This window comes from Frigoribacterium sp. CFBP 13712 (assembly GCF_014842255.1).
Lineage (GTDB): Bacteria > Actinomycetota > Actinomycetes > Actinomycetales > Microbacteriaceae > Frigoribacterium.
In genome coordinates this window covers 432,566-453,603 of record NZ_JACYVH010000003.1, presented here as the reverse complement: position 1 = coordinate 453,603, position 21,038 = coordinate 432,566, and the positions used below count along the sequence as shown (strand labels likewise).

The following is a 21,038-nucleotide window of genomic DNA, read 5'->3' as shown; positions in this document are numbered from 1 at the left end:
GGTGGATACCAGGGACGCGACGGCGGCTCCTCCGAGCGCGGCGGCTACCAGGGTCGGAACGACCGTGGTGGCGAGCAGCGCGGCGGAGACCGTGGCGGCTACCAGGGTCGCAACGACCGTGGCGCCGACCGCGGCGGCTACCAGGGACGCGACGACCGTGGCGGCTCGCGTGGCGGTCCCGCTCGTGACGACCGCGGCGGCGACGACCGTCGCGGGGGGTCGCGCGGCGGCGACCGTCCGTACAAGCCCCGTGGCGACGACGGAGGGCGTGGTCCTCGCGGGGGTGGCCGGTCGTGACCGAGCCGACCCGCGCCTCCTCGGCTGACGCGGTCGGCATCGACGAACAGACCGACGAGCAGGCAGACGCCCACGATCTCGCCGACGGCAGCCGACGGCTGGCCGGTCAGGTGCGGATCGTGGGCTCCGGCCTGCTCGGCACGAGCATCGGGCTGCGGCTCAGGCAGCACGGCGTCGACGTCATCCTCGACGACGTCTCGCCGGCCGCCCGCAGCCTCGCCATCGACTACGGCGCGGGTCGCGCACCCGCGAGCGACGACCGGCCCACGCTGGTCGTCGTCGCCGTGCCGCCCGACGTCACCGCGACCATCGTCGCGACCGAGCTCGAGAGATTTCCGGAGGCACTGGTCACCGACGTCGCGTCGGTCAAGGTCGCGCCCCTGGTCGAGCTGCGAGCACTCGGGGCCGACGTCTCGCGCTACATCGGTTCGCACCCCATGGCCGGTCGCGAACGGGGCGGAGCCGTCTCGGCCCGCGCCGACCTCTTCATCGGCCGCCCGTGGGTCATCGCCGGGCACGACGACATCACCTACCGACGCGCCGCGGCCGTGGAAGACCTCGCCCTCGATCTCGGGGCCACCCCGATCGAGATGACCCCCGACGAGCACGACGCCGGCGTCGCGCTCGTCAGCCACGTGCCCCAGGTCGTCGCCAGCCTCATGGCCAGCCGACTCGCCGACGCCCCCGACTCGTCGCTCGACCTCGCCGGCCAGGGCGTGCGCGACGTCACCCGCATCGCCGCCAGCGATCCGGCGCTCTGGGTGCAGATCCTCGGTGCGAACGCCTCGCGCGTCGTCGAGGTGCTGCGCGCCCTGCGCGTCGACCTCGACGGGGTCATCGGCGCGCTCGCCGCCCCCGAGGCGCCCGGCGCACGCCGGGCCGTGGCCGAGGCGATCGGCGCCGGCAACGGGGGAGTCTCGCGCCTGCCCGGCAAGCACGGCTCGACGACCCAGTTCAGCTCGGTGATCGTGCTCGTCGACGACACCCCGGGGCAGCTCGCCCGGCTGCTCACCGAGATCGGTGAGATCGGCGTCAACCTGGAAGACCTGCGCCTGGAGCACTCGCCCGGCGCCCCGGTAGGACTCGCGGAGGTGGCCATCGTGCCCGACCAAGAACAACGACTCGTCGCCGAACTCGAACGGCGCGGCTGGACCATCGCGGGGGCGTTCGCATGAGCGGCACCGAGCCCACCGTCGACCCGGGCGTCGACCCCGCCGTCGACCCGGCCCTCGACGTCGAGCGCTCGCCCGGCGAGCACGGCGTGGGCGGGCCGGCCGGCGAGGCCCACACCGCCGAGCTGCGCGACGAGACCGCCGAGGCCGTGCACCGTCACCTCGTGGTGGCCGTCGACGGCCCGGCCGGCAGCGGCAAGTCGAGCGTGAGCCGCGCCTCCGCGTCGGCCCTCGGGTTCGACTACCAAGACACAGGGGCCGCCTACCGGGCCTTCGCCCTGCACGCCCTCGACAGCGGCGTCGACCTCGACGACGCCGAGGCGATCATCGGGGTGCTGCCCTCGTTCCGGTACGACATCACGATCGACCCGGCCCGCGCCTCCTCGGTGACGATCGACGGTCGCGACGTGACGGACGAGATCCGGACGCCGCGGGTCACCACCGCCGTGAGCCACGTCGCGAAGCTGCCGGAGGTGCGTCGGTACATGGTCGACCTCTTCCGCCGCATCATCGCGTCGACCGAGAAGCCCGGCATCGTGACCGAGGGGCGCGACATCACGACCGTCGTCGCACCCGATGCCCAGGTGCGGATCCTGCTGACGGCGACCGAAGAGGCTAGAATGGCCAGGCGTTCCGCCGAGGTCACCGGGCAGAGTGCCGATGAGACAGCTCGGCAGCTGTCGAACCGTGACCGGCTTGACAGCAAGGTCGTCGACTTCATGACCGCCGCCCCCGGCGTGTCGACCGTCGACTCCACCCATCTCGACTTCGACCAGACGGTGAACGCCGTGGTCGGGCTCGTGCGAGCGAGCACCCCCTCTTAATAAGGAATCACCATGGCAGACGACGACAAGTACCCCGAGCTCGACGAGCAGATGGTCGGCCGCATCCAGGCGATGCCCGACGAAGACGCCGACCAGCGCGCTCGCGCACTGCGCGCAGGCCTGGCCGACTACGACCTCGACGAAGAGGACGTCAACGTCCTCGAGGGCGGCGAATGGGACCCTGACGCCCTCACCTACGCCCCGGCCCTTCCGGTGCTCGCCATCGTCGGTCGCCCGAACGTCGGCAAGAGCGCCATGGTCAACCGGATCCTCGGGAGGCGCGAGGCCGTCGTCGAAGACAAGCCCGGCGTCACGCGCGACCGCGTCTCGTACAAGGCCGAGTGGGGCGGGCGTCGCTTCACCCTCGTCGACACCGGCGGGTGGGAGCCCGACGCCATCGGCATCGACAAGTCCGTCGCCATGCAGGCCGAGATCGCCGTCGACCTCGCCGACGCCGTGCTGTTCGTCGTCGACGTGAACGTCGGAGCGACCGCCACCGACGAGGCCGTCGTGCGCATGCTGCGCGCCTCGCACAAGCCCGTCATCCTCGTCGCCAACAAGAGCGACGACGCCCGCAAGGACCTCGAGGCCGCATCGCTCTGGTCGCTCGGTCTCGGCGAGCCGTTCCCCGCCTCGGCGGTGCACGGTCGCAACGTCGCCGACCTGCTCGACCTCTGCATGACGAAGCTGCCCGCGGTGTCGACCGTGGCGAAGGAGGAGATCGGCGGGCCCCGCCGCGTCGCGATCCTCGGTCGCCCGAACGTCGGCAAGAGCTCGCTGCTGAACAAGGCGGCCGGCGAAGAGCGCGTCGTCGTCAACGAGCTCGCGGGCACGACCCGCGACCCCGTCGACGAGCAGGTCGAGATCGCCGGGCGCGTGTGGACCTTCGTCGACACCGCCGGCATCCGCAAGCGCGTGCACCTCCAGCAGGGCGCCGACTTCTACGCGTCGCTCCGCACCTCGGCCGCGCTGGAGAAGGCGGAGGTGGCCGTCGTCGTCATCGACGTCACCGAGTCGATCTCGACTCAGGACCTGCGGATCATCGACCTGGTGCTCGAGTCGGGCCGCGCGCTCGTGCTCGCGTTCAACAAGTGGGACCTCCTGGACGACGACCGTCGCCGCTACCTCGAGCGCGAGATCGAACAAGACCTCGATCACGTGTCGTGGGCGCCGCGCGTCAACATCTCGGCCCGCACCGGTCGCCACCTCGAGAAGCTCGTGCCCGCGCTCGAGCTCGCCCTCGAGTCGTGGGACACCCGCATCCCCACCGGCAAGTTCAACGCCCTGCTCGCCGAGCTCGTCGCCGAGCACCCGCACCCGCTGCGCTCGGGCAAGCAGCCGCGCATCCTGTTCGGCACCCAGGCGGCCAACCGCCCGCCGACCTTCGTGCTCTTCACGACCGGGTTCCTCGACCCGCAGTACCGCCGCTTCATCACGCGCCGCCTGCGCGAGATCTTCGGCTTCGAGGGGACGCCGATCACCGTGAACATGCGGGTGCGCGAGAAGCGCAAGCGCGCGTAGTCGGGCTGGTCGCTCGACGCCAGAAGGTGGACACGACGCCGGGTTTAAGCCTGGTGCTGTGTCCACCTTCTGGCGTTGTGGGGCTGGGCGTCCGTGATACGCCGCCACCTTGTCGACACCCCGCCATCTGATCTGGTGGCGGGGTGTCGAGTCCGTGGCGGTGAGAGTGCGGCGATCTGCGGACTCGAGGGCTGCCGGGCCGATCTTGCACCGCGCCTCCGGGGGCGTCTAGGACCCTCCCTCCACAGGCGTCGGCCGGATAGGGCGTCTCCACGATGTCCTGACCCCCTCGTTCACCTTGCTAGTGTGATGTGAATCACGTACGGTATGCGAAGCCGTGAGGCGAGGTGGAAGAGGGAGCGAGTGGCGGATCTGCAGGTCGACGAGTCGGCGTTGTCGGGGGTGGCATCGGCCGTGTCGGGGGCGCGGGGTGACATCGGGTTCGACGCGGCTCTGACCCGAGGGTCGTCGGACGCGGTGGGAGCCGCCCGGGTGGCCGAGGCGCTCGACGAGACGACGCGGCAGCTCCGTCGTCGTGTCGAGTTCCTGGGTGGGGTGCTCGAGCGCCTGAGTCTGTTCCCCGCGGCGTTCGTGCGTGAGGTGGGGCGGACCGACTCGGCACTCGCGGCGGGGGTGTCGGGGGCCGGGGGTGCAGTTCGCGACGTCTCGTCGAGGGTCGCGGCTGGGGCTGGGGCTGGGGCTGGGGCTAGGGCTGGCGCTGGGGCTGGGGCTGGGGCTGCGGCTGCTGCTGGCGCCAGGGCTGGGGCCGGGACCGGGGTTGAGGCTGGCTCGGGCTCGGGGGCCTTCACCGGGGCCGGGACTGGGGTCGGGGCGGGGGCCTTCACCGGGGCCGGGACTGGGGTCGGGGCTGCGGCGGGGGGTCGTCCATGACCGCGACGGGGGTTCTCGGCGGGACGGGATCGGGTGCCGGTCCGGGGTCGGGGTCGGTGGAGGCGATCGAGCGGGCCGCACGAGCGCGATCGCAGAAGGCCGACGACCACGAGCTGGCCGCCTTCCAGCTGAGAGAGGCGGCGTCGTGGGCGGCCGATTCGTGGCAGGGGCGTTCGGGGCGGGAGTTCGCGGCGGCGACCGCCGACGTCGCCGCCGAGTTGACGGCGCTGGCCGCCGGGCTCGAGCGGCACGCGTCGACTCTGCGGGTCTACGCGCGTGCGGTCGAGGCGATCCAAGACCGGCTGCGGGCGTTGGAGGCGCGGCGCACGAAGGCGCACACGTCGCTGATGCTGGGGGAGGCGCGGGTCGAGGCGATCACGCGCGAGGCAGCCGAGCTGGCGGTGGCGGATCCGACCGGGGTCGCGGCGGCGGTCGACTTCCGGGCGGGCGAGAGGTCGACGCTGCAGCGCCATATCGACGACGACCAGGGCGAGCTGCGCGCCGTCGAGCGTGCCGTCGACGAGCTGGAGCACGAGCGGGCGGCGGCCGATCGTCGATGCATCGACGAGCTGACGGACCCGGTCGCGATCGGTCGACTGCGGGCGATCGGCGAGGCGGCGGTCGCGACCCCGTCGGCCGAGCAGCTGCTGGCGCTGCTGGGTGGGCTGTCACGGACGGATCTCGGGCTGCTGCTCGACGACCACCCCGAGCTGGTCGACAAGGCGTTCCGGGCCGACCCCGAGCGGGTGCGAGCGTGGTGGGACGAGCTGGGTCGCACAGGGCCGATCGACGACGACGGGCTGAGCCCTGAGCAGGCGGCGCTGGTGGTGGGGGCGCCCATGGTGGTCGGGTCGCTCGATGGTCTGCCGCCGTCGGCGCGGGTGCTCGCGAACCGGGTGAACGCCGGACGTCGTCGCGACGAGCTCGAGGCGATGATGGCCTCCGGGGGGCCACCTGGCGCCCGGTTCACCGCCGACGAGATCGCGGCGATGACGCGAGAGCGGGCCTATCTCGAGGGGGCCGTCGCCGCGCCTCCTACCGTGCAGCTGTATCTTTTCGACCCGGCCGCCGATCGGATCATCGAGATGATCGGCGAGTTCGGCCCCGAGACGACGACGATCATCACCTACGTGCCAGGCACCGGGACGACGCTGGACTCGTTCTATCGAGAGCCACGAGGCGTGCAGCAGGTGGGGGACTGGTTCGCCGCGCGTGACGGACGGACGGTCACGTTCGTCGCGAAAGACGGGCGATTCCCGCAGACGATCCCCGAGGCGAATGTGCCGGTCCTGGCAGAGCCCACGGCCGCCCGGCTCGTCGGCTTGCAGAACGGACTCCGGCAGTCCTACGACCCCGCGCTCGTCAGCGAGGCGGGCATCGGGCACAGCTGGGGCCTGGCGAACGTGACGTCGTCGGAGGTGGCGGGTGCTCACTACGACCACGTCGTGTCCCTGGCCGGCGCGGGCATGCCGAGCACCTGGCAGCCCCGCGAGGGGACGACCTACACGGACTACCGCTACCTCGACTTCCTGCAGGTCGCGCAGTGGTCGGGTCAGGTGTGGAGCGGCAGGAACCCCGGCAACCACTGGGCGTTCGACAACGAGGGACTCCTCAAGGGTCCGCATGATGCGGAACTCGCTCTGACGACGTCACTCGAACGGAAGATGGAGATCCTGGTCGAGAACCACTCGCTCATCGCGCAGAACAATGCCCGGAATCTGCAAGCACTCGAGCGGATCGAACGGCTGGTGACGCGGTGAGACTGACGTCCGTGTTCGTGCCGTCGGTCGTTCTCGCTGCAGCTCTCGTCATCTGCGGATGTTCGACGGAGAAGGAGGAGCAGGTGGATATGACGGAGCAGGTGGATATGACGGAGCAGGTCGAGATGACGGAGCCGATCGCAGGAGTCGCCCTGGCGGAGGCGAAGGAACAGACGCAGGAGACGGCTCTGGAGGTGGCGAAGGTCATTCCGCAGCCCCTCGTCGCGTCGGTGGTGCAGAACCCGAAGGGCAGCATCCTCACCTCCTCTGACGGGACCCATCACTGGGCCGGGCACCTGGACATCGTCTTCACCGGGCCTGTCGACGCCGAGCCGTACTTCGAGACGGCGGTCGAGGACTGGGGAGGGTGTGACGGCTGGACCGCCGAACGCGATGAGATGCCCGACGGCTCCCCGCAGCTGGTGATCACCGGCCCGGGAGGGTCCGTGTATCTCTTGTCCATGGCCCTGGACCGTCGATCGGCGCACCTCTCCAGCATGTCGCCGAGCGCGGACATCGAGCCCGGCGAGGTCCGAGGGCCGAGCTATTGAGCGTGATCCACCGCCGATCCCGAGCAGTCGGAGCGCGAGGAGGGCTCGGGTAGGGCAGCATTGTCTCTCGTGAGACGCGTGGGCGAGGTGCGAAGGTGACGGGCGCTGGGCTGTGGCACCGCGCCTCCTCGGTGACCGGGCTGTCGGCGGCCGCCGACCGGGTGTGGCAGCGGCTGCAGCTCGACCGGTTCGCGGGCGGGCGGCACGCGGGCTACGTCATCCACGAAGACATGCGCGAGCACCCGCGCACTGTCCGCAGCTTCGGGGGCATCCGATGGCTGCTGTTCGGCGAGACGGTCGTCGGGTTGACCGCGATCTTCATCGCGGCGGTCCTCGCCAGCCGGGGCGAGCACGTCCCCTGGGCGGTGTGGTTCCGGTCGACCGTCGTCCTGTTCATCACCGCCTCGCTCTACGTCTTCGCCTGGCGCGCTCAGCTCGGCTACTACTGGGCGTACGCACGACTCAGGCTCTTCAGCCGCATCTTCCCGATCGTCACCTTGATCGTCGCGACCATCCCCGGGCTCTACCCCGGCTGGATGGTCGTCGAGCAGATCGTGTTCTCGCTGCTCATGATCGGCATCGGCGACCTGCTCACCAGCGATCACATGCGCGCCGCGTTCCCCAAGCCGGTGCGGCCCGCGGCATCGTCGAGGCGATGACCGCGCTGGGCGCTCGTGCTCCGATGAACCGCGTTCGCGAAGATGAGCTGCGATAGATCGCGGTTCATCTTCGCGAACGCGGTTCATGAGGCGGCCGAGCGGGTCTGCTGGCGCGAGCGGGTCGGCTGGCGCGCGCGGGTCTGCTGGCGTGGGCGGGGCGGCTGGCGCGAGCGGGCCGGCTGGCGCGAGGGGGTCGGTTGGCGCGAGGGGGTCGGTTGGCGCGAGCGGGTCGGTTGGCGCGAGGGGGCCGGCTGGCGCGAGCGGGTCGGCTGGCGCGAGCGGGTCGGCTAGCGCCAGCGGCGCAGCGCCACTCGCTGCACCACGTTCAGCACGGTGTCGCTCAGCGTCCCGAGCAGCGCCAGCAGCAGGATCGCCAGGTAGATGCGGTCGACGCGACCGTTCGACTGCGACTCCGTCAGCAGGAACCCGAGCCCCATCGACGACGCGATCAGCTCCGCCGCGACCAGGAACAGCCACGCCTGCGCGAGCGCGAGCCGCAGCCCCGACACCAGCGACGGGATCACCGCCGGCAGCTGCACCCGCGTGAACAGCGACACGCGACGCAGCCCGTAGGCCCGCCCCGCCTCGACCAGGTGCGGGTCGACGTGCCGCAGCGACCCGGCAACGGTCGTGAACACCGGGAACGCCGCGCCGATCGCGATCAGCGTGACCTTCGAGTCCTCGCCGATGCCGAGGTACAGGATCAGCAGCGGAACCCACGCGAGCGACGGCACGGCGCGCACGGCCGCGATCGACGGCGCCAGCACGGCCTCGCCGACCCGCGACAGCCCGACGACGGCGCCGAGCACGAGTCCGATCAGCGAGCCGACGGCGAAGCCGATCAGCACCCGCTGCACCGAGATCGCGACGTACTGCCCGAGCTGCCCGGTGCCGGCGAGCTGCACGCCGGCCGTCCAGACGTCGAGCGGCGACGGCACGCGATAGCTCGGCACGCCTCCGACGCTGGTGGCGAGGAGCCAGGCGGCGAGCACGGCGACGGGCAACAGCACCCCGAGCAGTGCCAGGGGGAGGCGTCGACGACGGGAGGGGGCCGAGGAGGTGCGCCGCGCCTCCTCGGCTGCTGCTGCTGCGGTCGGAGGGACGGTCGCGTCGCGGACGGCCTGACGGGCGTCGGCCTCGCGGGTGCTGCCGGAGACGAGATCGGTCACGACGGGTCGGTCTCCTCGGCGAAGGAGGGGTCGAAGAGCGAGTCGAGGGCGTCGTCGACGGTGTCTTGCGAGGCGACGTCTCCGGTCTCGACGAGGATCGGCGCGACGACCTCGAGGACGGCGCGCTGGTCGTCGCCGGGCACGGGGTCGACGTCGAAGTGGGTGCGCTCGAGCACGCTGGTCGCGACGGCGGGGTCGATGCCGGCGACGTCGGCGAGGATGCTCGCGGTCTCGTCGGGGTTGTCCTCCGCCCAGGCGCGGGCCTTCTCATAGGCGTCGACGACGACCTGGGCGACGTCGGGCGACTCGTCGATGAACGACTCGGTCGCGTTGAGGAACCCGTACGTGTTGAAGTCGACGTTGCGGTAGATCAGCTTGGTGTCCGACTCGGCCTCGCTGGCGGCCATGATCGGGTCGAGGCCCGACCAGGCGTCGACGCTGCCGTTCTCGAGGGCGGCGCGTCCGTCGGCGTGCTGGAGGTTCTCGATGGTGACGTCGTCGGCGCTGAGCCCGGCCTCGTCGAGCGCCTGCAGCAGGAAGAAGTACGGATCGGTGCCGGTCGTGGCCGCGATCGTCTTGCCCTCGAGGTCGTCGACGTCGCTGATGTCGCTGTCTTCGGGGACGACGAGGGCCGACCACTCGGGCTGCGAGTAGATGTCGATGGTGTGGATCGGCGAGCCGTTCGAGCGGGCGAGCAGGGCGGCGGAGCCGGCGGTGGATGCGACGTCGACGGCTCCGGCCCGCAGCAGCTCGTTGGCCTTGTTGCTGCCGGCCGACTGAGTCCAGGTGACCTCGACGTCGTCGCCCAGCGCCTCCTCGATGAAGCCCTGGTCTTTGACGATGAGGCTGAGGGGGTTGTAGGTCGCGAAGTCGATGTTAAGGGTGTCGGTGGACCACTCGCCGCTGCTGCTGCTGCCTGCAGCGGCGTCGTCGGAGCCGGTGCCCGCACCGGCCGCGTTGCCCTGGGCGTCCTCGCCGGCGACGCAGCCGGTCAGGGCGAGTGCGGTCGCGGCGGTGAGGGCGAGGGCGCCGGCCCAGGAGGTGCGGGTGCGGCGAGTGAAGGAGGGGCGGGTCGTCATCGTGTCGTCTCCGTGCTGTCGGGGGCGGTGCGGTTCGTGGGGAGGGGCTGTTACGCGTGGATGCGTAATAGCTAGTGAGGGGCGGCGCGGGGGGTGCGGACTACTCCGAGCTCGGCGAGCAGGTCGTGGCGGAGGGTGGCGAGGGCGGGGTCGTCGCGATCGCGGCGGCCGAGGCCGGCTCCGGGGACGTCGACTATGCGGCGGATGCTGGTGGGGTGGGCGGTGTCGGGGGCTGGCACCGCGCCTCCTCGGCTGGTGGGGTGGGCGGTGTCGGGGGCTGGCACCGCGCCTCCTCGGGGCCGGTCGGGGGTGGCGTCGGCCGCGGCGAGGTCGTCGAGAAGGACGATGCGGTCGGCGAGGTAGAGGGCCTCGTCGACGTCGTGGGTGACGAGGACGACGGTGGTGGGCAGGGCGTCGTGCACGTCGAGCAACAGGTCTTGCATGCGGAGTCGGGTGAGGGCGTCGAGGGCTCCGAACGGCTCGTCGAGCAGCAGGATTTTCGGTTCGCGGGCCAGGGCGCGGGCGAGGGAGGTGCGCTGGGCCATGCCTCCGGAGACCTGGCGGGGGCGGTGCCCTCCGACGCTGCCGAGCTGGACGAGGTCGAGCAGCTCGCTGATGCGGGCCTGGTTCTCGTCTTTGGTGGGCTTGCTGCCGTCGGTCTTGCGTTTGGGGAGGCCGAGGGCGACGTTGTCGCGGAGGGTGCGCCAGGGCAGGAGGCGCGGCTCCTGGAACGCGATCGCGCACCGCTGGTCGGCGGGCCGGCTGGGGGAGTCGCCGATGATGACGCTGCCGCTGTCAGGCACGTCGAGTCCGCCGATCTGGCGCAGCAACGTCGACTTGCCGCATCCGCTCGGCCCGAGCACGGCGACGATCTCGCCGGCCGCCACCTCGAGGTCGACCCCGCGCAGCACGTCGCGCGCGAACCGTCGCCCGACACCGCGGACTGAGATCGGCAGGGCGCGGGAGGCGGTGGTCGCGGTGGTGGGCATGCCCTGACGGTAGGTGCGACGGGGGAGTCGGCGCTTGGTGGGCGTAACTCGGCGCAACTTGGGGTGTGTGGTGGCGATGTGTCGTCGCGGACCGGGTTGAAGTGCATGGCGTCGTCTTGAGGCGAGTGTGTTGGGCGCGGTCGACCGGCTGCGACTCGTTCGTGTCTCGTGTGGCGCGAACCGCCTCGACGATCCGCTATGCTGGTCAGGTTGCCTCGGTCGGGGCAACACCAAGGAATCGGTTGCTCAGCGACAGTTTTCTCGGGCTGTGGCGCAGCTTGGTAGCGCACTTGACTGGGGGTCAAGGGGTCGCAGGTTCAAATCCTGTCAGCCCGACCAATGATGCGAGTAATGCTTGCTAAGGCCGTGTGACAATCGAGGCACAGCCACTCGCATTTCTGCTCCCGCTGTCAGGGGATGGTGGGTACTGATCGCGCGGACGCTGCACTTCTGTGGTGCCTCCGATGTCCAAATAACCGGGGCTCCCGCGCCTGTGGGTTAGCTGGCGAAGTTGCGAAGTGTGCCCCGTAGCAGTAGAGGACCGCTGGCACGTTCTGATACGAGCGCCAACTAGAGCTGGGGACAGTCCACTGCCTGACTTCATCGGGGCGGCCTCGCCGGCGCGGGACACCAGCTATGTCGGACGCTGCTCCTACTGTTGAGGTAACGGCCCGTGGAATCTGCGGTGAACCGCCGTATTCTGCTTCGTGCCTCACCTCAGGGGCAGAAGCAAATCGAACGATATCTCGGATTTTAAGGAGAACGCGCAAAATGGTAGGCCAACCTCCCTCGTTCAGGTTTGTTGACTTGTTTGCTGGGCTCGGAGGTTTTCACGTCGCGCTCGCGGAACTCGGTGGCCAGGGCGTATTCGCGGCGGAGTGGGAGTCAGGCCTCAACGCTCTCTATAAAACGAATTTTGGTGTCGCCCCATGGTCGGACGTAAACCAACTTGACACGGATGAGGTGATTGCCGAACAAGTGCCACACCATGAAGTTCTCACAGCCGGCTTTCCGTGTCAGCCGTTCTCTAAGTCAGGTGCTCAGCAAGGATTTGAGGACACGCTCCAAGGTCATCTATTCTTCAAAGTACATGATATTTTGCGCGTGAAGCGTCCCAGTCGATTCGTCTTGGAAAATGTCGCAAATATTTTAAAACATGATGGTGGTTCGACATTAGCGACCATCCTCAGGATGCTTGTCGATCTTGGCTACGAGGTCGATGTTAAAAAATTGTCGCCGCATCAGTTCGGTATCCCGCAGGTTCGCGAACGGGCGTATTTTGTTGGCTCCCTTTCATCAGAGGGAGGACTGAGTGGATTCAAGTGGCCAGTTGAGGGCCAAGAGATAACGACCATTTCTACTGCACTAGATCCGGATGCTCGTCCTGTCCGTGAGGTACCTCCTCGGACTCAGATGGCGATCAACATGTGGAGTGACTTTCTGCAACGTGCACCGAAGAACGTAAAACTTCCATCTTTTCCAATTTGGTCAATGGAATTTCGGGCGAATTATCCCTTTGAGGAGATGACGCCACCTCGAGCTTGGTCGGAGGGATCTTCAGACGAACTCTATAACTTTAGTGGTTCGTTTGGTTGGCCGCTTCGAGGACTTGATATCGCTGAGCAAAAAGAAATAATTCCAAGCCATTCGCGACGTGAAGGCAGCCTTGTATTCCCTCAGTGGAAGCGCGCCTTCATTCGGCAGAACCGACATTTCTATCGTGACAACGAAGCCTGGATCGATCCGTGGCTGGCTCAGTGGAAGCCGTGGACATACCCTTCTAGCTTCCAGAAGTTCGAATGGAATGCTCAAGGTGGCGTCAGAGATATAGATGACTATGTGATGCAAGTTCGAGCATCAGGAATCCGAGTGAAGCGGCCAACAACGGCGCCTGCGTTGATCGCTATGACGCAGACACAGGTTCCAATCTTAGGATCTAATATTTCAGGTACGGGTGCGCGGCGCTACATGACACCTGGCGAATGCGCAAGGCTGCAAAGCCTTGGAGGAATTACTCTTCCCGCTAATGACTCTGACGCGTACAAGGCTTTGGGCAACGCCGTGAACGCGATGGTCGTCCGAAAGATTGCAGAGACTCTCGTCAAGGATCTCGTTGCAGGCGAGAGCCGGATGAAAATTGTGTCGTCGGATGTCGGGATGACGTGCAATGCTGCATAGAGGCAACTTACGACAGCATCTGGGAGGAACCCAAAATGACTCACGAATCTCCTGAGACTCTCGAGGATGGGCCCGACGAAAGTTTGCGCGGCCAAGCGCAGGATCGAGTTGCTGAAGCTCTCTCCGAACTATCGGACGTAAGTGATTGTCCCGAGGGGGTTCAAGCGTGCGCTAGCTTTACGCCCGCCGACGTCGACTTCGAGTCCGACGCTTGGATTTCAAGGCTAGTCGATGTCCAGGGCTGGCTGCACTTCGATGATGATCTCTCGGACAACGACCGCGAAGCATTTATTTTTAGTATTGCTAGAAGTCTCAGTTTTGCTCCAGTCGCAGGAGGCGTTGAAGAGGAGAATGGAGTTGCGAGGCTGACTGGCGATGCCATGGAGCGCCTCGCCGCGCGAGCTGAAGTGGCCACCCGGCTTAAAGATGAGTTTCTAGCGGAACTTACTGCCGTGGGCGGTACTTACGCGTCCGGAACTGCGACGTGGGTGAGTCGTTGGGAAACTGAAGGTGATGACGAAGATGTCACGCCGGCTGAACCTGTAACTGCGAAAGCTGACGTCTGGCATATTTTTCAATTGACCAAGAAAAAACTGAACCTGACGCCGTCATATCAGCGGGGAGACGTGTGGCGAACTGGGGATCGGCAGAAGCTCATTGAGTCGATTCTTCGTGGCATTCCATTGCCTTCCATCATATTGCTCCGTAAGGCTGGTGCGGAACCCGACGATGTTGTCGATGGTAAGCAGCGACTGACGGCTATTTTACGCTTCGTAGGCAAACATCCCGCAGCCGTAGCGAGAGTAGCTGAGGCTGACAAATCAAATCCAGAGGCTGGATTTCTGGATAAATTTCAAAATGATTATCCAAAATTCCGAACGGCATGGAAAGCGTATATGGGTGAGCCGCTCACCACCAAGTTGGAAGATGATTACTATTTTCCTTTTCGTCTTCGCGACGACAAAAGCGGAGTGCTGGTCGGAAAAGATTTAGAGCAATTGCGTGGCAAGTATTACACGCAAATTAAGGGCCATACGATTCAAGTAGCCGACCAAGAAGTGACGGTCGAGGAATTATTTGAAGGCGCGCCAGACTATAAAGTGCCTGTCATTGAATATACAAAGGCTAGCCAGCGTCAGATTCATGAAGTTTTCAATCTGTATAACAAGCAAGGCATGCACTTAAATGCTGAGGAGATACGTAACGCGGTCTTTCATGATGTAGAACTGACTCGCGCCATCCTCGTGGCCGCAGGTGACGCAAGTGCTAGCGCGCAAGTCGCAGACATCGCGCCTTCGCTCGTGCAAGTATCTGGTATTGGGGAACTTGGAAAGACTCTTGCTGACTACGGATTCGGCGAAGCCCGCTATCGCCGCACCAAGGTGCTTGGATGGATCATAGCGGCGCTTGTAAACGATTCGGGGAGCAAGCTGCTTCCCTCAACTGCACGACACACTGATGACCTCTTAAAGCGGGTACAGGATAATCCTTCACATCCGCTGCGCAAGACAGCAATTCTCGCTGACCTGTTCATTCTTGTTTCAAAAGCGGCCAGTCTGCACGCAGCTTACGATGAGCTTTGGCCAGAGAGATTCCGGGGGGATGGGAAGAGCGGCCGATGGCAAGATCTTCAATTGGTCGGGACACTACTCGGAGTTGCTATTGCCACGGCGTATGCGCCATTGACTGTAGAAGAACAACTCGAGGCGCATGCCGAAGGGATTCGGGAGGCTGCGCTTAGCCGGTGGACGCGTCCTTCCAAGACTCAAACTCGTACGCAATGGGACTTCATTGCCCGTATCGCCGCGGGTGTCGTTGAGGAGCTTGGAATAGATATTTCTCTGGCCTCGGAGCAAATTCGTTCCAATTATGGTTCTTCCGGCGTCGAGTCTCTCCTGGCAAGTCGTATTTTGCCGAAGGGCGTGTGACTGAACCATGGAACAAGTGCACTTCGACGGGCCGTCCAAATCGGAAAGCACGTGGTGGGACCGCTATTCTGCCGCGCTGCATCAGATGACGTCGACCGCACGTGGCGTACTTGAGGCTGATTGTACGTACATTGTCGACCGGGGATTATTGGGTGGCGGTCATCCGGGTACGGATACGTGGCCCAAAGACAGAGCACGCACCGGGCTTGTTTTAGGGTCAGTGCAATCGGGTAAAACAGCCTCAATGTTCGGGGTAACTGCGCTCGCGCTCGATCAGGGTATTGACATAGTTGTCATACTTGCGGGTACACGTCTATCCCTTTGGCGTCAAACCTACGAGCGTTTAGTTGAGCAGTTAGACGCGGGCGAGGAGGGCGTAGAAAAATCGCGGCGTCGAATGTTGTCTCCGAGCCCCGGTTTTGTAACGTCCGGCAATTCTAGCTCGCTTGACAAGATGTACAAATTGCCTTCTGCGCAAGTCAGGCGCAAATTGACTCGTGGTTTACCGTTAGTGATTGTCGCGATGAAGCATACGGATCACTTGTATGCCCTTGGCCGTGAACTAAGGCAGAGCGTCTTCGGGGAAGTTGAGCAGCTCGGTCGTCCTGTGCACATGCTCGTTCTTGACGATGAGGCCGATGATGGATCCGTGCTTGATGCGGTCGTGGAACAGGCTCAAGACCCGCTGACGCCTACTCTCAAGCAGATTCCTCGTGCGATTGCCGACCTGTGGGAGCCGCGATCCAGCAGTGCACCGAATAACCTTTTCGCATCATACATTGGGTACACAGCTACTCCTCAGGCTAATTTGCTGCAAGAAGACCACAATCCTTTGGCTCCGCGAGATTTTGTCATCTCACTCAGGACACCTCTGGATGTGGGCCAACAAGTCGATCACGACAATCTAGATGCCCTTCGCTCGTCCACGTATCCAGAACCGACTGGCCTTAAGAACTTTTACACTGGGGGTGAGGTCTATTACGAGCGTGGAGCGGGTGCTGGGCTTTGCGTCGAAACGTCGGAGGCGGCCGACGGGGATCTCGCTGATTCTCTCCGGGCTTTCCTCATCGCTGGGGCTATAAGATTGCATTGGGCTTCGACGTCCACGTCAGGTGTAATCGGGCCGCATTCGGTAAGATCCTTGGATTTCTCCTCTCAAGAAGACTTAGAAGTCATTTCGCCGCCCGCTCACTCAATGCTGTTGCACCCGGCAGCTGACATCGGTGCTCACTTCGCGGCGGCCGAAGACGTTCTTCTATGGGCTGGCGTTCTAGACCGCGCCGTGGCACGGGACATGATCGAATCGGGCGATGCACGCCTCCCGAGTCAACTGGTTGCGAAGATGTACGCTGAGGAGTCCTTGTGGGAGGCATGGATAGATCGTTACACATCGTCGTCAGCGGCTATTTCCTTAGAATTTAATGTCATGAATCCACGGTCGATTCCTGATTGGTCGACAGTGCGTGGCATATTGGAAGCGGAAATTATCCCGGGCACGCGCGTATCCGTTGTGAACAGCGACCCAAGTGCCGACGATCGACCCGAGTACAAGCCGATTCTCAACCAATCGACCGGGAAATGGCACGCTGCGCGCGACCTCTCGACAATATTCGTGTCCGGCAACGTGATGGCCCGAGGGCTTACCCTCGAGGGCATGACTACGGCTTTGTTCCGCCGCAACTCCGCAAGCCCCGTTGCTGACACGCAAATGCAGATGCAACGCTGGTTTGGCTACAGAGGCGAATATATTGCTCTATGTCGCATGTTCGCCGGAAAGCAACAGATTGAATTATTTCGCTCGTACCATCACGTAGATGAGGCATTGCGTGAAGGGGTTGCGGCAAAGATGGCTGAGGGTGCTGCGCCTTCCCCGGTGGTTTTGCATGGCATGGGATTTCTTGCCACAGCAAAGATCGCCAATATCGGCCGTTTGCCGCTTTGTCCAGGTTCGAGGCCTTTCGTTAGATTGGTCAACGATGGACAGCGCGTCGACCCAAATGCGCAACTGGTCGCTAATCTCTTCGCCGCAGCATCTTCTGACGTTAACGTTGGGAGCGTGACGCGCGGACGCGCTTTGGACCGGACGCTTTCCCTCTCCGAGGCGGCAGACCTACTTCAGAGCTTATCGTTTGACTCTTACGCCCCTGGCCAGGAAAGTCGGTTGGCGGAGTTGTGGCAGGAGATTCAAGTGCGTGTGGACGGTGTGGTAAAGCTCCCTGCCGGCATGAATTTTTACAATGCCCCAGAGCGCCCGAGTGGGCCGACTTCCGAGGCGCGGTTTGAGGACCCATATTCCATTGCTGCTTATCTTCGCTTGTGGGAGGCGTGCCTTACGCGCCCTGTTCGTGGTCTCTTCGTCGCGGGGGTGCCCTCCGGGCGATGGGCCATGGCTAACCTGGCGGCCAAGCAACTTCACCAGCCGCGGTTTTCCGTTGGCATCCGTTACGGTGATGGCGAGAGTGTGACAGGCGATGCGTTACCTGGTCTCGGGTTTGCAATTCGGGCCACTCGAAAGGGCCTCAATGCCAAAGGCGACCTCAGCACGACTTGGGGTACGAACGACCCAAGCGCGGGTATGTTGGACTACCGCGGCGACGAGTTCTTCGACTACTACCATCGCCACGAGTCTCTTCCGGCGACAGCGGGAACGAGCTCGTGGCGACCGCAGGGGTCGCATGGCCAAATTCTGTTTTACTTCAACAAGCGGCTAGACCAACCTCATCCGGCAGTCGCCGTCGGCGTTTGCATACCAGCTGGCGGACCCGAGCAGTTCGCCGCCACGCGAGCAGGTTCGCTGATCGACACCTCGGAAATGTCTAATGACGAGTTATGAAGATGTCCGGCAGCGCATAGAGCGCCTTCCGGTGTCGCGGCAAGTGGGATCTCGAACGGTCGAATGGATGACCTCCGCCGCCGTCATAGGAGTCGCACGGGACGCCGATGGCAAAGTCGAGATTTTTCTTAGAGGTATCGAAGTAAGGCCCCATTCCAGTTCTGTTAAGGAAGCGTCCGAATATCGGACGGTTTACAGGGATGACGGTTCCTCTTTTGAGGCCACCCGACTCGTTTTGCCGGCTCTTTCACACTTCGATCAGGTGGCTGCATTCGTCTGTGTTGAACTACTGAGGAATGGTGCGGATAGTGACCTCGGTCGAGCTTTCACCCTAACTGAGCCAATTATTCGACTAGCCATGGAGAAACTTACGTTGTCTAATGAGGCCCTACTGGGCCTCGCAGGTGAACTTCTTCTTCTCGAAGTATTGTGTCGCCAGGCAGCCGATGCTCGCGTCTTGGACATCGTTAGTGGTTGGCATGGTTGGAGACGATCGGCACGAGATTTCGTGCTTGATGACACCGGCATTGAAGTGAAGACAACCACTGGCTTTACGTCATCACATCATGTCGAAGGAGTGCACCAGGTTGAGCGCGAACAAGGGGGCGATGAAGCCCGCTTCTTACTTGTAAGTATCGGGTTGCAGCATGCCGGCATCGATACGGACAACGCTTTCACGGTGCCGAGTCTTGTAGAGCGAATTAAGACTCGCATGGCAAGCGTTGGAGTGTCGTCACTCGTTATTGATCAATTCATTGCACGAATTGCGGAGTATGGTGCCGTTTCCTGGAATGGATACGATCACAACACCCAATCGTCAGAGTCGGGATACAATGTCCCATATCAGACAATGTTTTTTCGTGCGTATAACATGGATAGTTCGGACATAGGTGTCCTGAGAAGTGAAGATGTTGAGAAACACAGACATGTCGTCGATGGTTCTGTGCGTTTTCGAGTAAATCTTTCATTTCATGGAGCGGTCAGTGTAGACAACCCTGTGGAGGGTGCGAATCAGGTTGCCTATCTCATACTCAATAACTGACCCGCGATCCCTCATGCGGTAAAGCGTGTGGCTTTTTGGGTGGCGGTACGTATTGCTCCTTTGACGAAGTGGCCCTGCAACTCCACGCGGTGCCCGTACTTTCTATGTCCCGATACCAGGTGGACGTCAGGCCAAGCCTCGATTTGCGCACCCGCGCGGACATCGTCTTCACGAGACAGAAGATTGCCGTCTTCATCGACGGCTGCTTCTGGCAGGGGTGTCCGGTGCACGCCACGCGACCGAAGCGCAATTCCGACTACTGGGTGCCCAAGCTCCAGCGCAATGCGGAATGCGACCTCGAGACGACCACTAGGCTCGAAGCGCTCGGATGGACGGTGCTGCGGTTCTGGGAACACGAGGAAGTCGACACAACCGTGGAGACCATAGCGACGACTTGGAGAGCGCGGACCGAGTAGCTGCTGCAACCCGATGGCGGCAACTCGTCGTCGATGTGCGTGCACCCCTTGACCCTGCCCCGAGGTCACGGTCTCTACTGGGTACACGCCGGCACATCAGCCGGCGCGATCGAGAGGAGCCCACCCGTCGCCTGGAGCATCCGCGAGCTGCCCAGTAGCGGGTACGACTGTGAAGTCGGTGCGTTATCACCACCAGCTGGGGTTGCTCGACGAGCCTGAACGGCTAGGTAACAGTCACAAGCAGTACCAGGTGCGACACCTGGTGCGCCTCCTGCAGATCACCCGGCTGACCGAGCTGGGCGTTCCCCTTTCCCAGATCGAGGTGATCGGCTCGACCGACGACGACCCCCAGGGCGCCCTGCGCACCATCGACGCCGAACTCGCGGCCACGATCGAACGGTTGCAACTGATCCGGCGCGAACTGGTGGCCATCCTGCAGCACGGGACCAGCGCCTCCTTGCCCGAGGGGTTCGCCGAAGCGGGGCGCGACCTGAGTGCTGCGGATCAGTCGCTCCTCCTCATCTGGTCTTGCGGCTTCGACGCCGACGCGATGCGCGACCTGTGACAGGTGCTCGTCGACACCCTGCGCATCGCCGCCGACATCGCCCTCGACGAGCTGCCGGACGACGCCGATCGCGCCACCCGGGGCCGTCTCAACGAGCAGTACGCGCCCGTGCTCGCCGCGATGGTCGAGAAGTATCCGTGGTTGAACGATCCGGGGTCTCGGGCGCGAGGGAGCGCCTCCTCGGCCGAGGCGACCGTCGCCGAGTCCGTCGGCGAGCTCGACAACGGCGCCCAGCGCGAGGTTCTCTATCGCGCCAGCTGGCTCAGCAGCGATTCCGTCGACGCGCTGGCCGCCCTCGAGGCCGCGCTTCCCCCTGATGACAGCCCCGAGGAGGCGCGGGGCCCCTTCCGTCCGCCCGTCACCAGCCCCGACCCCACGACGACCCCGCCCACCCGAGGAGACGACCGATGACCGATGCGACGACGACTGCCGCTCCTGCTCCTTCACTGGCCGAAGACGTTCTGCTCGTGCTGTTCGACCCGGGGTCGGGGTCGATCTACAGCGAGGGGTCGCCGCTGTTCCATGTGCTCGCCGGAGCGGTGCTGACCGAGGTCGCACTCGCCGGCCAGGTCGACATCGACCGGAAGACGACGCTGCGGGGGAGGCCGGTGCGCGTGACGGACCTGCCGGCGCCGACCGATCCGCTGCTGCTCGGCACCTGGCAGCGGGTCGAGAAGAAGCCCACCGACGCGTACTCGCTGGTGCTCGAGATCGGACCCGGGCTTCGGGCGCCGACGATCGAGCGGCTGGTCGAGCGCGGGGTGTTGAGGCGTGAGGCGACCAGGATGCTCGGGTTCATCCCGGGGTCTCGGCTGGTCGAAGGCGGCGCGGGTCGGCGGGGCGAGCTCGTCGCCTCCCTGCGGCGCGTGCTCGTGGACGGCGCGGAGCCGTCGGTGCGGGAGGCGGCGCTCGCGACCCTCGTGTCGGCCAGCGGGTCGCTGCCGGCGATGCACCGCGAGATCCCGTGGTCGGGCGATGTGTACGCGCGGGGGAGGGCGCTGCAGCAGGGGAAGTGGGGTGCGCGGATGGCGGGCGACGCGATCGCTGTGGCGGCCGCGGCGATGATGTCCACCGCGTTGTTCGTGACCGTCGGGTTGCCTGCGATGGAGGGGGAGTGAGGTGCGTGCTGGCGGGGTGGGGCGGGTTCCTGTCATCCGTGGCGGG

General features: G+C 64.8%; 18 protein-coding genes and 1 tRNA gene. 16 read left to right on the top strand and 3 right to left on the bottom strand.

Going from position 1 to position 21,038, the window contains the following annotated elements; genetic code table 11:
- Nucleotides 1-335: 335 nt before the first annotated feature.
- The 7 genes from IFT51_RS08210 (at nt 336) to IFT51_RS08180 (ending at nt 7,966) form a co-directional block, all read left to right on the top strand.
- The gene (locus IFT51_RS08210) at nt 336-1,472 is read left to right on the top strand and encodes a prephenate dehydrogenase (protein ID WP_371740744.1); all 1,137 of its coding nucleotides are present in this window, start codon (nt 336-338) and stop codon (nt 1,470-1,472) included.
- The gene (gene cmk / locus IFT51_RS08205; protein WP_197981877.1) at nt 1,469-2,293 is read left to right on the top strand and encodes a (d)CMP kinase; all 825 of its coding nucleotides are present in this window, start codon (nt 1,469-1,471) and stop codon (nt 2,291-2,293) included. The genes IFT51_RS08210 and cmk overlap by 4 nt, the downstream gene beginning before the upstream one ends.
- A 72-nt stretch (nt 2,294-2,365) precedes the next feature.
- The gene (gene der / locus IFT51_RS08200) at nt 2,366-3,814 is read left to right on the top strand and encodes a ribosome biogenesis GTPase Der (protein ID WP_371740743.1); all 1,449 of its coding nucleotides are present in this window, start codon (nt 2,366-2,368) and stop codon (nt 3,812-3,814) included.
- A gap of 887 nt (nt 3,815-4,701) precedes the next feature.
- A complete protein-coding gene (locus IFT51_RS08195) occupies nt 4,702-6,465 on the top strand; it encodes a hypothetical protein (protein WP_192060559.1) in 1,764 nt (587 codons plus the stop codon).
- Between the two features lie 11 nt (nt 6,466-6,476).
- Entirely contained in the window at nt 6,477-7,016 is a 540-nt protein-coding gene (locus IFT51_RS08190) for a hypothetical protein (protein WP_192060558.1), read from the top strand.
- A 161-nt stretch (nt 7,017-7,177) separates the two neighbouring features.
- Nucleotides 7,178-7,675, top strand: a complete 498-nt coding sequence (locus IFT51_RS08185) for a hypothetical protein (protein WP_371740742.1) — start codon at nt 7,178-7,180, stop codon at nt 7,673-7,675.
- Between the two features lie 42 nt (nt 7,676-7,717).
- On the top strand, nt 7,718-7,966 hold the full coding sequence (locus tag IFT51_RS08180; protein ID WP_244637036.1) for a hypothetical protein: 249 nt from the start codon (nt 7,718-7,720) through the stop codon (nt 7,964-7,966).
- On the opposite strand, the gene IFT51_RS08175 is transcribed toward IFT51_RS08180, so the two are convergent.
- From IFT51_RS08175 to IFT51_RS08165, 3 genes are all read right to left on the bottom strand, one after another.
- Nucleotides 7,963-8,844 carry an ABC transporter permease subunit gene (locus tag IFT51_RS08175; RefSeq protein ID WP_192060557.1) on the bottom strand — a complete coding sequence of 294 codons (882 nt, stop codon included), beginning with the start codon at nt 8,842-8,844 and terminating at the stop codon, nt 7,963-7,965. The two genes, IFT51_RS08180 and IFT51_RS08175, sit on opposite strands and share 4 nt — an antisense overlap.
- Nucleotides 8,841-9,923, bottom strand: a complete 1,083-nt coding sequence (locus tag IFT51_RS08170; RefSeq protein WP_192060556.1) for an aliphatic sulfonate ABC transporter substrate-binding protein — start codon at nt 9,921-9,923, stop codon at nt 8,841-8,843. The genes IFT51_RS08175 and IFT51_RS08170 overlap by 4 nt, the downstream gene beginning before the upstream one ends.
- A 71-nt stretch (nt 9,924-9,994) precedes the next feature.
- The gene (locus tag IFT51_RS08165; protein ID WP_192060555.1) at nt 9,995-10,912 is read right to left on the bottom strand and encodes an ABC transporter ATP-binding protein; all 918 of its coding nucleotides are present in this window, start codon (nt 10,910-10,912) and stop codon (nt 9,995-9,997) included.
- 262 nt (nt 10,913-11,174) lie between these two features.
- On the opposite strand from IFT51_RS08165, the gene IFT51_RS08160 reads away from it, so the two are divergent.
- The 9 genes from IFT51_RS08160 (at nt 11,175) to IFT51_RS08120 (ending at nt 20,992) form a co-directional block, all read left to right on the top strand.
- Nucleotides 11,175-11,251: transfer RNA gene (locus IFT51_RS08160), tRNA-Pro, on the top strand.
- A 432-nt stretch (nt 11,252-11,683) separates the two neighbouring features.
- The gene (gene dcm, locus IFT51_RS08155; RefSeq protein WP_192060554.1) at nt 11,684-13,090 is read left to right on the top strand and encodes a DNA (cytosine-5-)-methyltransferase; all 1,407 of its coding nucleotides are present in this window, start codon (nt 11,684-11,686) and stop codon (nt 13,088-13,090) included.
- Nucleotides 13,091-13,125: 35 nt separating this feature from the next.
- On the top strand, nt 13,126-15,018 hold the full coding sequence (locus IFT51_RS08150) for a DUF262 domain-containing protein (RefSeq protein ID WP_192060553.1): 1,893 nt from the start codon (nt 13,126-13,128) through the stop codon (nt 15,016-15,018).
- A 220-nt stretch (nt 15,019-15,238) separates the two neighbouring features.
- A complete protein-coding gene (locus IFT51_RS08145; RefSeq protein WP_371740739.1) occupies nt 15,239-17,851 on the top strand; it encodes a Z1 domain-containing protein in 2,613 nt (870 codons plus the stop codon).
- 67 nt (nt 17,852-17,918) lie between these two features.
- Entirely contained in the window at nt 17,919-18,893 is a 975-nt protein-coding gene (locus IFT51_RS08140; RefSeq protein WP_192060551.1) for a PD-(D/E)XK motif protein, read from the top strand.
- A gap of 104 nt (nt 18,894-18,997) precedes the next feature.
- Nucleotides 18,998-19,309, top strand: coding sequence for a DUF559 domain-containing protein (locus IFT51_RS08135; RefSeq protein ID WP_192060550.1), 312 nt, complete (start codon nt 18,998-19,000; stop codon nt 19,307-19,309).
- A gap of 169 nt (nt 19,310-19,478) precedes the next feature.
- Nucleotides 19,479-19,874, top strand: a complete 396-nt coding sequence (locus IFT51_RS08130; RefSeq protein WP_192060549.1) for a MerR family transcriptional regulator — start codon at nt 19,479-19,481, stop codon at nt 19,872-19,874.
- A 3-nt stretch (nt 19,875-19,877) separates the two neighbouring features.
- On the top strand, nt 19,878-20,285 hold the full coding sequence (locus tag IFT51_RS08125; protein ID WP_192060548.1) for a hypothetical protein: 408 nt from the start codon (nt 19,878-19,880) through the stop codon (nt 20,283-20,285).
- On the top strand, nt 20,282-20,992 hold the full coding sequence (locus tag IFT51_RS08120; protein WP_192060547.1) for a GPP34 family phosphoprotein: 711 nt from the start codon (nt 20,282-20,284) through the stop codon (nt 20,990-20,992). Before IFT51_RS08125 ends, IFT51_RS08120 begins: the two co-directional genes overlap by 4 nt.
- Nucleotides 20,993-21,038 lie beyond the last annotated feature (46 nt).